The following is a 13,410-nucleotide window of genomic DNA, read 5'->3' as shown; positions in this document are numbered from 1 at the left end:
ATCAGCTATATCATTTTGAAAAGAACTCTCCATTTACCATTGTGAATGGTAAATGGAGAAGATGAATTTCCTGTCTCTACACTCCAACTATCTTTAACTGTAAGCCATGCATCTATCCCTGGAAGAACCGTAGGACCATATGTTTTTCCCATTTCAAATGTTATATCTTTAAAAGAATTTAACATTTGCACTGATTTAATAAATCGATGTGTCACCTTATTTACAGATATATCCTCCGATACATCAAAATTCTTACAGCCTAAATCCTTACCTGATGAAGAGACTTGATCAATATCAACTCCACCATGCGTATATTCAGTAAATTGATCAAAGTCCCAACCCTCAGGCATTGGGAACCCTAAGTTTCCACTCCATCCCGTTGACATATTTGAAACATAGAAATTATTTATTTTGTTTCTTTTAGCGTGTAAACATATGTTTCTCGTTCCATAAATACCATCGCTAGGTAGAATACCAAAATAAGCTGTATAATTTTTATTTAAATTTCGTTGCATTGAACGAATATTTTAATCGCCACCCTCGAGTATCTCTTTTTGATTTGTTTTCATCCTCTATTTATTAATTTTCTTTATAATCAACTCTTTGAAATTAGCAGAACTGATATTAACATATAGGTAACATAAGGTTCTTTTTTTCAAATTAAAATCAATCTTTATGATAAACATTTGTAAATATTGAAATAATTATTAGTAGTATTCCAAATATAATCGTTATAAGTATAGCTTGCAAAAAATCAGAACTAATTCCTAGTGACGAGAACAAAATAGAGTTATTTCCTATCCTGATATTTTTAATACTTTCATAGCGTGCAATAGCTGCGATTTGATAACCAGGCCACAATTTTAAAGTATGCTGCATAAAAGCTGGAAGATCCCCATAAACAATATAAGTTCCTGAAAGAAAACCGGACATAGTACCAACAATTGCTGACAATGATGAAAAACTAGACGTAGTATTTAAAAAATCTGTCACCAATGAAAACAGTAAACTTGAAAATACAATTAGTAAAACATTAAATAGAAATACTACAAAAAATGTTACATTATAAGCATTATAATGATAAGTTAGAGATAGATACGCATAACATATTAATGAGAAAATAAATGTCGACACAATACCTTCCATGACTGACGTCAAAGTATACAATTGATTAATTGTACTACTTTTTATTTGACTGTTAACAATAAAATCATCTAATCTCTTATTCTTTTTATCTTCCAGTTTTTGACCAAATGCGATTAGTGTACTAGTCATTGAGACAATAGAAATCAACCCAGAAATCATCCATGTATCAATAAACTGTTCACTATGATTAATTCCAGCCAAAGAATCGACTAAATTAGAGCGAAGAAAAAATATATAAATTACAAGACTTATAACCATACCTAAAAATGAAAAAAAGATACCAACTTTATCTTTTATGAAAATTAGAATGTTTCTTTGAATAAACTGTTTATTCATCCTTAAATTCCTTCCTCCATATTTTTAAATAAGTCAGTATAGGTTGCCTTTCTTATTTCAAAGTTTTCATTTATCAAATGATTATCTTCAATAAATCTCACTGCTTCTGCAGACGTATTAAAATACCTATCATCTTCAGTTTTATTCAAAATTAATTTAACTTTTGAAATTTTATTCATAAATGTAACCATTTCTCCAAAATATTTAACAGTTCCATTTGATACGAAAATAATTTTATTGGCATTTTCTAATTCGCTTAATAGATGAGTAGTAAATAACACACCACAATTATTCTCTTTTAAATACTCATCAAGATCATTCCAAATTAATTGACGTATATCAACATCAATTCCAGCTGACATTTCATCTAATAGTAAGCAATTCGGCTCTACAGCAATCGCTCTTAAATAATTAACAATACGTTTCTGCCCACCAGATAAGCTAGAATACTTTAAGGACTCATTGATGTTCAAGTTTTTCATTTTTTCCTGAATACTTTTTATTTTTTCTTTATTTTTAATTCTGAAACGTAAGTTTTGAATAACGGTCAAATCATCATCAAGAACATTGTTTTGAAAAACAGTCGCTAATTTAACATTAGTTTTAATTATTTTCCCCGTTGATGGCATTAATAACTCCATCATAATATTCAGAATGGTTGTTTTTCCTGATCCATTTAAACCAACGAGAGCAATTTTATCTCCTTGATTGAGATAAAAAGAAACGTCTTTTAGAATACTTCCTCTTGATACATTATCTACTACTAACTTCATTTGACCACCTCATAAAAGTGACTATTTTTCATTCTATCCACGAACAAATTGAATATAATCTGATACATAGTAAACTAAAAACAAACTTTGAACCAGAATTATTATAACACCATGTTAATCGCTTACATAATATTTTGAAGTTTTAATTCAAATATTGTGACGAAGACTGAAAATACGCTTCTACTGATACCATACTGTTTACTAACTTACGTCTTCAATTTAGTTCCCATTAACTATGTTTAAACGGTTTAAATTTTGTATTAAAGTGGAAATTTAATCATAAAAATACCCCTAACGTTTTTCAACATTAGGGGTATAGGTTACATTATTTTTTACAAATGATTACATATTAACGATACTTTAAAGATGATAAATCTTTTAAAAAAAGCCATCCTAAATGTATATTAGTATCATACAAGTATATAAAATTAATTATTTACTTGATCAATTCGTATATTCCTTCAGCATATATGGCAGCAGCTTTCAGCACGTCATCTAAAGGAATAAATTCATTGGCCTGATGCATTGTATCAGGTACACCTGGGAACATTGCACCAAAAGCAACACCACGTTTTAGGAGACGACCATACGTCCCACCACCAACGACTAAACCTTCAGCTTTTTCGCCAGTTTGTTTCGTATAAACACCTAATAATGTTTTAACCAAAGGATCTTCTGGTGAAACGTAATGAGGTCCTTGTAACCTACCTGCTTCAATTACAACATTCATTTCATTTGTTACATTTTCAAGACCACGTTTAATATCTACTTCCGTCATACCTTTAGGGAAGCGGAAATTCAAGGCAATTTGTCCACCTTTATCAGCTTTAAATGTGAAAATTCCAGAATTCATCGTTAAATCGCCCATGATATCATCAGTGAAGGCAATACTAAAGTTGTTCATACGTGAATCTCTGTGTAAGTAATCAGCAGCCAAACGAAGATAGTTAGCAGCATCCCCACCAAAATTAAATTGGTTCAAGAATAATGCCAAGAAAGTTCCGGCATTTTCTCCATTTTTAGGTTCTTGTGCATGGGCTGCTTTTCCTACCATCGAGATAGTCACAATATCATTATTGCGTTCCATTTTACCTGTAACAATATTAGCAGCAATAAAATCGTTAAATACTTCTTCCATCTCAGCGCCGTCTTCTGTTTTAATAACAGCTTTAGCATCGCGAGGAACCATATTTTCACGGAGGCCAGCATCAAATTCAAGCAATTGATCCTTATCTCCATTTGATCCTTTAAAGTTTAAGAAGTAAGTAATATTTCCCTTTTCACCATTAATGATTGGGAAAAATGCATCTGGTGAAAATCCAAAATCAGGTTCAGGCATATTTTCAAGGTAATGAGTCATTCCTCTCCAACCACTTTCTTCATCCGTTCCAATAATAAATCGAACTTTTTTAGAAACTGGTAATCCTAATTCTTGAATGATTTTTAAACCATAATATGCAGCCATTCCTGGTCCTTTATCATCTGAGGCACCGCGAGCATAAATTCGACCATCTTTCACGACTGGTGTGAATGGATCAGTATCCCAACCGTTACCAGCAGGCATAACGTCAACGTGAGCTAAAATACCTAACGTTTCATCCCCCTCACCAAATTCGATATGTCCGGCTAAACCATCAAGGTTTAATGTTTCAAAACCATCACGCGTTCCAATTTCTAAGAATTTATCTAACCCAGCTTTAGGTCCTGGACCTAAAGGTGCTTCAGTTGTTGCAATTGATTCATCACGAACACTTTCAATTTTTAACATTGCAAATAAATCTTCTAATAAGGCGTCTTGACGCTTTTCAACTTCTGCTTTCCAATCTATACTCATTTGAATTCCTCCTAAAATATTAGTAAGCCCATTTTATCACAAAATTTTAATAATCGGTATTTAAAAGCGTATTCAGTTAGATATATTGATAGACCTTACTACTCAATAAAGGAACATCAAAAACAAATAAAATAATAAAAAATTGCTGGCTAGTTACGCCAACAATTTTCTATTTGATTGATTCAATTTCTTCATCTGTTAAAGCACGATAGCGGCCTAACGATAGCGTTGGTTCTAACTCTAAAGTAGCCATTTTTTTACGTTCAAGTCTGATAACTTTCATACCGATAGCTCCAAACATTCGTTTGATTTGATGATACTTACCTTCAGTAATCGTAATTAAAACTTCTGAGATATTTGAATCACTATTATAAGATTCAACAATTAATTTTGCAGGTTTAGTTTGCATCCCATCTTTTAATAGCAATCCGGTTTCAAATTTAATCACATCGTCAGTAGTCACTTGCCCATCAACTTTAGCAAAGTACACTTTATCGATATGATGTTTTGGTGACAACATCTGATGACCTAATTGTCCATCATTTGTAATAAGCAATAGTCCAGTTGTATCCTTATCCAACCGTCCAACTGGAAATAAATCATCCCGATAATCGACGCTATTGAACAAATCCATCACTGTCTTTTGTTTCCTATCTTTAGTTGCCGTTAACACACCTGCTGGTTTATTTAAAAGATAATAATAATATTTTTGATAGTGAATTACATCACCATCTACCTGAATAACCGATTTTGATGGACTAACCTGAAGTTTAATGCTAGTGATTAACTCGCCATCAACAATCACTTTCTTCTGTTTAATAATTTTTCGAACATCACTTCTTGTACCAAATTGCGTTTCCGTCAAAAATTTATCAATTCTCATTTTAAATTAAACCTCACTTAATTCTCAATCTACGGCGTAATCCAGCAACCCGTTCGCCCAATATTTTGTCGGCTAATCTTGTTTTTAAACTGAAGTAAATATATATGTAGCCACCTAATCCAGCGGCAGCAATAATTGTGATAATTGCACTAATTCGGCTGTCTATTGGTAAAAATAGATAAGCAATTTTTACTACTATAAATGCGGTAAAAAATGTTATTAGTGCATAAAGCATCATTTTATTTAATCTTGTTTGTATTAATTTTACATTTAAATGGAACATTTTGTGTAATGAGCGAATCATTAGCCATGAACTTACGCCCATCCCGATCCCTGTAGCTGCTAATGGCCCAAAGGCACCTAACCAAGCTACTAATGGATATTGAACAATTAATTTAACTACCACTCCAACGACAAAATATATAATTGCTTTTTTATTTTGATAAACACCTTGTAAAATAGCAGAAACAACTGTGAATAATCCTAAGAAGATTGATTCATACGCTGAAAATTGTAAAACATAGATTCCAACTGGATCATACCCATAGAAAACAACATATAGTGGGTGAGCAACAGCTGCCATCCCTAAGGCACAAGGTAACATTACGAAAAAGAACAATTGTAAGGTGTCAGAAGTTTGTTCACTCAAAGCCTTTTTATCATTTCTTGTATATGCCTCAGATAATAACGGAATAGCTGTAATAGACATGGCAGACGCAATAGAAATAATAATCATAACTAATTTATTAGCATTAAAACTAAATAATGCCCACAGTTCATTTTGAATCGTTCGTGAGTAGTTTGTAACATGGCTCATAATACCAAAGAAGGTATACTGATCAATCAATCCAAAAATCGTAATGGCAGCGCCAATAATAATAAAAGGAATAGATTCCCTGATAACTTCTTTAATAATTTGTTTGGTAGAAATTGTTAACTTATTATCACTATTGGCAACTAATCGATCCAATTCTGGTTTTCGACGATAAAAATACCATACTAAAACTAGCATTCCGCCTAAGGCCCCAATAAAAGCCGCAAAAGTTGACTGCGTTACACCTGTAATATAACTACCATGACTAATTTTCATGATGATAAAAGTTGCGGCAAGCATATAAATAACTCGAGCAATTTGTTCAAAGAACTGTGAAATTGCTGACGGAGCCATTTCCTGATAGCCTTGAAAAAAGCCTCGTATTAAACTCATCATAGGAATAATCAATAATGCCCAAGATAAGGATCTAAAGACTGGAATCACATTCTTATCACCACTTGTAATGTATGGTGCGATAATCCATAATATTACTGCACAGACTACACCCATAATCGCCATTAAAGCCATCCCATATTTAAATAGGCGTCTTCCAATACCATATTCATTTTGTGCATTGTAATGCGCAACCTGCTTAGCTACGGCTGAAGGAACACCAGCAACAGCAATCATTAAGAAGAAACTGTAAACGTTATAACCCATACTATAAAGTGCATTAGCTTGTAATCTATCTGGTCCCAACCACATATTCCATGGAATAATATAAATTGCCCCTAAAACTCTTGAAAAAATACTACCAGCAGTCATCCAAGCTGATCCTTGCAACATCTTTTGTTTAGCGTCATTTTGTTCAGAAGCTGCTTGGCCCTCTACTTCGATATCTTCATCCATTACTTTTGTACCCTACTTTCTGATCATACTTAATCTTACCATTTTATAGCTTTTAAAATTCAGTTGCAATTTATTTTTTGAATTTTAACCAAAAATAAATAGGAACCACAAAATATCGATAATTTTGTAGTCCCCGTTTACTTAAATTAAAGCTTTAATTTGCGACAATATTAACTAACTTACCAGGGACAGCAATTACTTTTCGAATTGTTTTACCTTCAAGTTCTTCTTTAATTTTGTCATCATTTAAAGCCATTTTTTCTAATTCATCTTTAGTTGCATCTTTTGAAACCACGCTATGTTGACGCACTTTACCATTTACTTGTAAGACAATTTCAACTGTATTTTCAACAAGTTTACTTTCATCAAATATTGGCCATGCAGCATAACTAATTGATTCCTTATTTCCTAACAACGACCAAACTTCTTCAGCCATGTGTGGCGCTATTGGTGCAATCAATTGAATAAATCCTTCAACTTGTTCTTTAGCTAACGATTTAACTTTAAAAGCTTCATTAACAAAAATCATCAATTGTGAAATAGCTGTATTAAAATGAAGTGCTTCGTAATCTTCAGTTACTTTTTTTACTGTTTGATTATAAATCTTATCAAGTTCACCATCATTTTTATCAACAATAGCTGCGCTAATTTGATTATCTTCATCCATAATTAAACGCCAAATACGTTCAATAAATTTATGCGAACCATTTAACCCATCTTCGCTCCAAGCAATTGAGGCATCTAATGGACCCATAAACATTTCATAAAGGCGCAAAGTATCCGCACCAAAACGTTCAACGATATCATCTGGATTAACCACGTTACCTTTAGACTTAGACATTTTTTCATGATTATCGCCCAAAATCATCCCTTGATTAACTAACTTTTGGAACGGCTCTTTAGTAGGTACAACGCCAATATCGTACAAGAATTTATGCCAGAACCTTGCGTATAGCAAATGTAACACAGCATGTTCTGCACCCCCAACATAAACGTCAACAGGTAACCATTCTTCTAACTTTTTATGGTCAGCAATTTCATTAGGGTTATGTGGATCAATAAAACGAACAAAGTACCATGAACTACCAGCCCATTGTGGCATCGTATTCGTTTCACGTTTACCTTTACGCCCATTTTCGTCGACAACATTAATCCAGTCAGTTAAGTTGGCTAATGGACTCTCACCTGTTCCAGAGGGTTTAATATCCGTTGCTTCAGGTAATTCAAGTGGTAACTGATCTACAGGGACTGTTGTTGTTTCGCCATCTTCCCAGTGAATAATAGGAATTGGTTCACCCCAATATCGTTGTCTTGAAAATAACCAATCACGTAATTTATAATTTGTTTTCTTTTCACCAATGTTATTATCTTCCATCCAAGCAATAGCTTTTTCGATAGCATCAGCTTTCACTAAGCCATTTAAAAAACCAGAATTAATATATTTACCAGGTTCAGTATTTGCTTCATCAGTTATTTCAGGTCCTTCTATAACGGGTAAAATATCCAATCCATATTTAGTTGCAAATTCGAAATCTCTTTCATCATGTGCAGGTACTGCCATAACAGCACCAGTTCCATACGATGCTAGAACATAATCAGCAATCCAAATTGGTAATTTTTTACCATTTACAGGATTTATTGCGTAAGAACCAGTAAATACCCCAGTTTTATCTTTAGCTAAATCAGTTCTCTCTAAATCTGACTTAACTTCTATTTCTTTTTGATAAGCCTTAACAGCATCCTTTTGAGAATCAATAGTAATTTTATCAATTATATCTAATTCTGGTGCGACAATAATATAAGAAACACCATAAATAGTTTCAGGACGTGTCGTAAAGACATCAATTTTTATATCATCATGTTGATCGACTTTAAAGTTAACGCTAGCACCAGTTGATTTTCCAATCCAATTTCTTTGTTGCTCTTTGATGCTATCTGGCCAATCTAAATCGTCTAAATCTGAAAGTAAGCGATCAGCATAAGCAGTAATTTTTAAGACCCATTGGCGCATTGGTTTTCTGACAATTGGGTACCCGCCACGTTCTGTTTTACCATCAATAACTTCTTCATTAGCAACAACAGTTCCTAAATCAGGACTCCAGTTAACGGCAACTTCATCTTCATACGCTAAACCTTTTTCATATAATTTTTCAAAAATCCATTGTGTCCATTTATAATAATCAGGATCAGTCGTATTTAACTCACGACTCCAATCATATGAAAGTCCCAAGGATTTAATTTGACGCCTAAAATTATCAGTATTCGTTTTAGTAAATGCTTTAGGGCTATGTCCAGTATCAAGTGCATACTGTTCAGCTGGAAGACCAAAGGCATCCCATCCCATTGGATGTAAGACATTAAATCCTTGCATTCTCTTCATTCGAGCCAAAATATCTGTAGCCGTGAAACCTTCTGGATGTCCAACATGAAGTCCTTGCCCGGATGGATACGGAAACATATCTAATGCATAATAATTTTTCTTTTCAGGATCTTCAGTCGTTTTAAATGTCTGATTTGCATCCCAAAATGCTTGCCATTTTTGTTCGATTTCTTTATGGTTATATGCCATGTGTATTACTTCCTTTCTGATTATATATACAAAAAAGTCCTATAGAAGATAAACTTCTATAGGACGAATTTTCCGCGGTACCACCTATTATTCCAGTATAAAATACTGACTCTTTTTCATAACGTGAAATAACGTTCGCACCTACTACCGTTCAGTGAGAAAACTCAAGGATGAGTTCAAATAACCAACTATGTATATTTCCACTCCCATATACTCGCTGAAATAGTTAGTTACTTTACTAGTTCCTCTTAATCGTTTTATATTATTTTTAGTGTAGCAAACGAACCCTGTTATTGCAAATAATCTTTAGTCTTTTTATCGAATAAATTAATAATAATTGCAAGAATTACAATAAAAATACCTGCTATATATATCCCATGAAGACCTTGATACAAAACTTCACGTAATTTTGGTATTAAATGTTGCGGTAGTTGGTTAGCCGTTTGCGGATTAATTAAAATATCCATCATGCTGTCCTTTGTTCCAGGTGTTTTTACTATTTCCTTATGCATTTGTGTATTAAATATGATCCCAAAGACTGAAATCATTAATGTTTGTCCTAATGTACGACTTAAAGTATTAAATGATGTAGCCACACCTACGTCAGCCTGTGGTACTAAACTCTGTGCAGTAACTGTCGTAGTTGTAATGGTAATCCCAAATCCAATCCCTAGTACAGCCGAAATGATAAAGAAAAGATAAAAAGGTGTATTTATAGGCAAAGTACCTAGTGCAATGGCACCCACTAAAATAAAAAATAGACTAATCGATAAAACTTTTTTTGGTGTCCAAGCTGCCATCATACTTCCAGCAAAAAAGGAACCAGCTATCCATAAGATGGAACTGGGTGTTACTGCAAATCCTGCCATTGATGCTTTTAATCCTAATATTCCTTGAGTCCATGTTGGTATATAAACTTCAAATCCAATTAAAAATCCAGATATTAATGCTGCTACTACATTTTGAATCACAAATGTTCTATTATTAAAAAGTTTCAATGAAATAATTGGATCTTCAACTCTTTTTTCCCATTGAATAAATAATAAAAGCGACATAATAAATATAAAGAAAGAAATTAAAACAATCAGGTCTATACCATCATCGCCCCAACGTTGAAAACTATATAAAATAGATAAAATACTAAGCATTAATAATATACTGCCTAAAAAATCTATTTTTGAACTCATAATTCTTCGCTTTTCTTTGAAAAAAATTTGTATCATTGCTATCGTCACTAACCCAATAGGTAAATTAATGAAAAATACCCAGTGCCAATTAAGATGATCAACAATGAAACCACCTAACAATGGTGCAACTATTGACGCTATACCCCAAGCAGATCCGTTTAATCCCATTATTTTAGCACGTTTGTCCACAGAATAAATATCAGCAATTATAGTAAATGACACTGGCATTATAGCACCCGCCCCGATACCTTGAATAGCCCGCGAAATAATTAATGTGGCCATACTATTAGAAAATCCACAGAGAGTTGAACCAACCAAAAATATGACAAGACCAAAAATAAATACTGGTTTACGTCCTAAAACATCTGCGAGCTTACCGTATATTGGTGTCATCATGGCATTAGTTAATAAATATATTGAAAAAACCCAATTCATTAATGAAACACCATGAAGTTCACCAACAATAGTTGGCATAGCTGTTGAAACAATTGTTCCTTCAACGGCTGTTAAAAATGTTGCTACAAATATAGCAATTGTAACTAATTTTACATTTGTTTTTGAATTCATAAAGTACCTCCTAAATAAAAAATGACTCTATTAAAATGATATTTAATAAAGTCATTTTTTATTTTAATTTAATTCGTTAAGTAAACTTTTAATCTTATCTGTTTTTTCCCAAGGTAAGTCAATATCTGTACGACCAAAATGACCATATGCTGCTGTCTGTTTATATATTGGGCGACGTAAGTCTAACATTTCAATAATTCCTGCAGGCCGTAAATCAAAAATTTTACGAACAGCTTGAACTAAATCCAATTCGTCATATTTAGATGTACCAAATGTATTAATATTAATTGATACAGGTTGAGCAACCCCAATTGCATACGCAAGTTGAACCTCAACCTGTGATGCAATTTTAGCTGCAACTATATTTTTTGCAATATAGCGAGCAGCATAACTAGCTGAACGATCAACTTTTGTTGCATCTTTACCGGAGAAAGCACCTCCACCATGATGTGCATATCCACCATATGTATCAACAATTATTTTTCTTCCAGTAAGTCCAGCATCACCCTTTGGACCACCGATAACAAATCGTCCGGTTGGATTAATATAATACTTTGTATCTGAATCCAACAAATCAGGGTCAATAATAACTTTAATTACTTTTTCAATCATATCATCTTGAATTTGTTTCAATTCCGTTTTTTCATCATGTTGTGTAGAAATAACAACAGTGTCAATTCTAAATGGTTGACCTTTATCATTATATTCAACAGTTACCTGTGCCTTAGCATCAGGTCTTAAGTATTCTAATTCCTTATTTTTTCGTAAACTTGCAACACGTTGCATTAATTTGTGACTAATTGAAATCGGTAATGGCATGAGTTCCGGTGTTTCGTCTACCGCATATCCGAACATTAATCCTTGATCACCTGCACCAATCTGATCTAAAGGATCTAAATCACCGTTTTTAGTTTCTAAAGATGTATCAACACCTAATGCAATATCAGGAGATTGTTCATCTATAGCAACCATAACAGCACAATTATCACCATCAAAACCAACTTGTGAATTAATATATCCAATTTCCTTAATAGTTCGTCTTACTACCTGCTGAATATCAACGTAGGCATTTGTTGATATTTCACCAACTACAAGAACTAAACCAGTTGTTACAGTTGTTTCGCAAGCAACCCTAGCATTAGGATCCTTTTCTAAAAGTGCATCTAATATTGCATCACTTATTTGATCTGCAACCTTATCCGGATGACCCTCTGATACCGATTCTGACGTGAATAGATGTTTTTCAGTCATTTTTATCTCCTTAAAGTAAATAAAATTAAAAAAAGAACCTCAACTATAAAAGTTTAGGTTCCAATAATACCTGTGACGGTCCTAACCGGATTTGAACCGGTGATCTTCCGCGTGACAGGCGGACGTAATAACCCCTATACCATAGGACCAATTGCGGGAGCAGGATTTGAACCTACGACCTTCGGGTTATGAGCCCGACGAGCTACCAGACTGCTCCATCCCGCGATAATATTAAACTGACCCGTACGGGATTTGAACCCATGTTACCGCCGTGAAAGGGCGGTGTCTTAACCACTTGACCAACGGGTCATAACACGAAAAACGGAGAAGGAGGGATTCGAACCCTCGCGCCATTTTCACGACCTACACCCTTAGCAGGGGCGCCTCTTCAGCCACTTGAGTACTTCTCCATAAATTATTGATGGGCCTAAATGGACTCGAACCATCGACCTCACGCTTATCAGGCGTGCGCTCTAAACCAGCTGAGCTATAGGCCCAAAATCATAAAAGCGGGTGACGAGAATCGAACTCGCGACAACAGCTTGGAAGGCTGTGGTTTTACCACTAAACTACACCCGCAAAATATTATAAATAAATGGCGCAGGACAGAATCGAACTGCCGACACATGGAGCTTCAATCCATTGCTCTACCAACTGAGCTACTGAGCCATTAAACGGTCCTAACCGGATTTGAACCGGTGATCTTCCGCGTGACAGGCGGACGTAATAACCCCTATACCATAGGACCTTCGATGGAGGTTACAGGGCTTGAACCTGTGACCCTCTGCTTGTAAGGCAGACGCTCTCCCAACTGAGCTAAACCTCCAACATACACTATTTACTTTATATGACCCGTACGGGATTTGAACCCATGTTACCGCCGTGAAAGGGCGGTGTCTTAACCACTTGACCAACGGGTCAATTTGCAACGGAGAATAAGGGATTCGAACCCTTGAAACAGGAAACCCGTTTACATGATTTCCAATCATGCTCCTTAGACCAACTCAGACAATTCTCCACATTACAAAATAAAAACTCCGGCAGTAGGACTCGAACCTGCGACATCTTGATTAACAGTCAAGCGCTCTACCAACTGAGCTATGCCGGAATAAAATAATAAAAAAAGCATGGCAACGTCCTACCCTCGCAGGGGGCGACCCCCAACTACTCTTGGCGCTAAGAAGCTTAACTTCTGTGTTCG

At 34.4% G+C, this 13,410-nt stretch carries 9 protein-coding genes, 12 tRNA genes, 1 rRNA gene and 1 other annotated feature; all 22 genes read right to left on the bottom strand.

The features are described from left to right. Nucleotides 1–5: 5 nt before the first annotated feature. On the bottom strand, nt 6–515 hold the full coding sequence (locus AC1RPQ_RS01930; protein WP_481761159.1) for a hypothetical protein: 510 nt from the start codon (nt 513–515) through the stop codon (nt 6–8). A 151-nt stretch (nt 516–666) separates the two neighbouring features. Next, nucleotides 667–1,347: a hypothetical protein gene (locus AC1RPQ_RS01925; protein WP_481761158.1), complete on the bottom strand. Its 681-nt coding sequence runs from the start codon at nt 1,345–1,347 to the stop codon at nt 667–669. 137 nt (nt 1,348–1,484) lie between these two features. After that, nucleotides 1,485–2,255, bottom strand: coding sequence for an ATP-binding cassette domain-containing protein (locus AC1RPQ_RS01920; protein WP_481761157.1), 771 nt, complete (start codon nt 2,253–2,255; stop codon nt 1,485–1,487). 436 nt (nt 2,256–2,691) lie between these two features. Continuing rightward, nucleotides 2,692–4,089, bottom strand: a complete 1,398-nt coding sequence (gene pepV / locus AC1RPQ_RS01915) for a dipeptidase PepV (protein WP_481761156.1) — start codon at nt 4,087–4,089, stop codon at nt 2,692–2,694. A 169-nt stretch (nt 4,090–4,258) separates the two neighbouring features. Next, a complete protein-coding gene (locus tag AC1RPQ_RS01910; RefSeq protein WP_481761155.1) occupies nt 4,259–4,972 on the bottom strand; it encodes a pseudouridine synthase in 714 nt (237 codons plus the stop codon). Nucleotides 4,973–4,985: 13 nt separating this feature from the next. Beyond that, complete coding sequence (locus AC1RPQ_RS01905; RefSeq protein WP_481761154.1) at nt 4,986–6,635, bottom strand: putative polysaccharide biosynthesis protein; 1,650 nt, start codon at nt 6,633–6,635, stop codon at nt 4,986–4,988. A gap of 154 nt (nt 6,636–6,789) precedes the next feature. After that, nucleotides 6,790–9,204, bottom strand: a complete 2,415-nt coding sequence (leuS, locus tag AC1RPQ_RS01900; protein ID WP_481761153.1) for a leucine--tRNA ligase — start codon at nt 9,202–9,204, stop codon at nt 6,790–6,792. Between the two features lie 56 nt (nt 9,205–9,260). Beyond that, nucleotides 9,261–9,466 (bottom strand) — a binding site (T-box leader). A 28-nt stretch (nt 9,467–9,494) separates the two neighbouring features. Beyond that, nucleotides 9,495–10,958 (bottom strand): MDR family MFS transporter, encoded by a 1,464-nt coding sequence (locus tag AC1RPQ_RS01895; protein WP_481761152.1) that lies wholly within the window; start codon nt 10,956–10,958, stop codon nt 9,495–9,497. Between the two features lie 63 nt (nt 10,959–11,021). Beyond that, entirely contained in the window at nt 11,022–12,209 is a 1,188-nt protein-coding gene (gene metK / locus AC1RPQ_RS01890) for a methionine adenosyltransferase (RefSeq protein WP_481761151.1), read from the bottom strand. Nucleotides 12,210–12,285: 76 nt separating this feature from the next. Next, nucleotides 12,286–12,358: transfer RNA gene (locus AC1RPQ_RS01885), tRNA-Asp, on the bottom strand. 2 nt (nt 12,359–12,360) lie between these two features. Continuing rightward, nucleotides 12,361–12,434 (bottom strand) — tRNA-Met (locus AC1RPQ_RS01880). Nucleotides 12,435–12,446: 12 nt separating this feature from the next. Continuing rightward, nucleotides 12,447–12,518, bottom strand: a tRNA-Glu gene (locus AC1RPQ_RS01875). Nucleotides 12,519–12,531: 13 nt separating this feature from the next. Then, nucleotides 12,532–12,619, bottom strand: a tRNA-Ser gene (locus AC1RPQ_RS01870). Between the two features lie 12 nt (nt 12,620–12,631). Beyond that, nucleotides 12,632–12,706: transfer RNA gene (locus tag AC1RPQ_RS01865), tRNA-Ile, on the bottom strand. Nucleotides 12,707–12,717: 11 nt separating this feature from the next. After that, nucleotides 12,718–12,788, bottom strand: a tRNA-Gly gene (locus AC1RPQ_RS01860). A gap of 17 nt (nt 12,789–12,805) precedes the next feature. Then, nucleotides 12,806–12,878, bottom strand: a tRNA-Phe gene (locus tag AC1RPQ_RS01855). Nucleotides 12,879–12,884: 6 nt separating this feature from the next. Then, nucleotides 12,885–12,957, bottom strand: a tRNA-Asp gene (locus tag AC1RPQ_RS01850). 5 nt (nt 12,958–12,962) lie between these two features. Then, nucleotides 12,963–13,035 (bottom strand) — tRNA-Val (locus AC1RPQ_RS01845). Nucleotides 13,036–13,057: 22 nt separating this feature from the next. Then, nucleotides 13,058–13,129: transfer RNA gene (locus AC1RPQ_RS01840), tRNA-Glu, on the bottom strand. 9 nt (nt 13,130–13,138) lie between these two features. Next, nucleotides 13,139–13,227, bottom strand: a tRNA-Ser gene (locus AC1RPQ_RS01835). 17 nt (nt 13,228–13,244) lie between these two features. After that, nucleotides 13,245–13,317, bottom strand: a tRNA-Asn gene (locus AC1RPQ_RS01830). Nucleotides 13,318–13,334: 17 nt separating this feature from the next. Continuing rightward, nucleotides 13,335–13,410 (bottom strand): 5S ribosomal RNA (rrf, locus tag AC1RPQ_RS01825); the annotation flags it as partial.

This window comes from Dellaglioa sp. CoH-57-MRSF-21, from assembly GCF_056781915.1.
The sequence above is the reverse complement of the archived record's forward strand: the minus strand, read 5'-3'. Positions and strand labels throughout refer to the sequence as shown.

What these genes read in the sequence shown, in the direction of transcription:
- AC1RPQ_RS01910 (WP_481761155.1), bottom strand. Translation starts at nt 4,972, where the DNA reads ATGAGAATTGATAAATTTTTGACGGAAACGCAATTTGGTACAAGAAGT.
- pepV (WP_481761156.1), bottom strand. Translation starts at nt 4,089, where the DNA reads ATGAGTATAGATTGGAAAGCAGAAGTTGAAAAGCGTCAAGACGCCTTA.
- AC1RPQ_RS01895 (WP_481761152.1), bottom strand. Translation starts at nt 10,958, where the DNA reads ATGAATTCAAAAACAAATGTAAAATTAGTTACAATTGCTATATTTGTA.
- AC1RPQ_RS01930 (WP_481761159.1), bottom strand. Translation starts at nt 515, where the DNA reads ATGCAACGAAATTTAAATAAAAATTATACAGCTTATTTTGGTATTCTA.
- AC1RPQ_RS01920 (WP_481761157.1), bottom strand. Translation starts at nt 2,255, where the DNA reads ATGAAGTTAGTAGTAGATAATGTATCAAGAGGAAGTATTCTAAAAGAC.
- AC1RPQ_RS01905 (WP_481761154.1), bottom strand. Translation starts at nt 6,635, where the DNA reads ATGGATGAAGATATCGAAGTAGAGGGCCAAGCAGCTTCTGAACAAAAT.
- metK (WP_481761151.1), bottom strand. Translation starts at nt 12,209, where the DNA reads ATGACTGAAAAACATCTATTCACGTCAGAATCGGTATCAGAGGGTCAT.
- leuS (WP_481761153.1), bottom strand. Translation starts at nt 9,204, where the DNA reads ATGGCATATAACCATAAAGAAATCGAACAAAAATGGCAAGCATTTTGG.